The following is a 976-nucleotide window of genomic DNA, read 5'->3' as shown; positions in this document are numbered from 1 at the left end:
GTTGTGTACGTCCATTGCTGTCTCGAGTCGTCGGTGACGGCGATGGCGTTCGGGGTATGGGTGGTTCGGTTGCGGATGAGTGTGTCGAGGGTGGTGCCGGCTGTGGGTTCGCTGGCTCCGGTGGACCATCGTGCGAGGTGTTCGCGTTCGTGGTCGGTGAGTAGGGGTAGTTCGGCGATTCGGGTGTGGGGTGCGGTGGCGAGGGTGTGTAGGGCGGTGTCGAGGAGTGTGGTGAGGGTGGTGATGGTGTGGTGGGTGATGCGGTGTGGTTGGTAGGAGAGTTCGATGGTGATGTGGGTGGGTGTGGGCAGGATGCCGAGGGTGAGGGGATAGTGGGTGGAGTCGTGGATGTCGACCGAGGTGACGGTGAGGTCGTCGTCCACTGCGGTGTTGTTGTCGTCGAGTGGGTAGTTCTCGTAGACGAGGAGGGTGTCGAAGAGGGCGGGGAGTCCGGTGAGGTGGTGCAGGTCCGGTAGTGGGGTGTGGTGGTGGTCGAGGACGGTGGTGTTGTGGTGGTGGATTTGGTCGAGGAGTTCGCCGACGGTGGGGTTGTGTCCTAGGTGGGCGGGGGTGGGGATGGTGTTGAGGAACATGCCGACGGCGGTGTCGATGCCGTCGATGTGGGCGGGTCGTCCGGAGACGGTGGTGCCGAAGGTGATGGTGGGTTGTCCGGTGATGGCGTTCAGGGTCAGTGCCCAGGCGGTGTGGAGGACGGTGTTGAGGGTGGTGCTGTGGGTGCGGGCGAGGGTGTGGAGTTGGTCGGTGAGGATGGGGTCGATGGTGTGGGTGAGTTCGATCGGTTGTGCTGTGTCGGTGGTGGCTGTGTTGGTGGTGGCGATGAGGGTGGGTTCGGTGACGTCGGCGAGGGCGGTGGTCCAGGTGTCGAGTGAGGTGGTGTGGTCGTGGTGGGTGAGCCAGTGGAGGAAGCTCGGGTAGGTGGTGTCGGGGAGTGCGGGTGTGGTGGGGTTGTTGTAGG

1 protein-coding gene is annotated in these 976 nt (G+C 64.0%); it reads right to left on the bottom strand.

Annotated elements, in window-relative coordinates; all coding sequences use genetic code 11:
• A partial coding sequence (locus CH289_RS27810; RefSeq protein ID WP_143545153.1) for a condensation domain-containing protein occupies positions 1 to 976 on the bottom strand: 976 nt, incomplete at both ends.

Origin of the sequence: Rhodococcus sp. RS1C4 (assembly GCF_002258225.1) — a bacterium.
Taxonomy (GTDB): domain Bacteria; phylum Actinomycetota; class Actinomycetes; order Mycobacteriales; family Mycobacteriaceae; genus Rhodococcoides; species Rhodococcoides fascians_E.
This window is presented reverse-complemented; position numbering and strand designations above follow the sequence as displayed.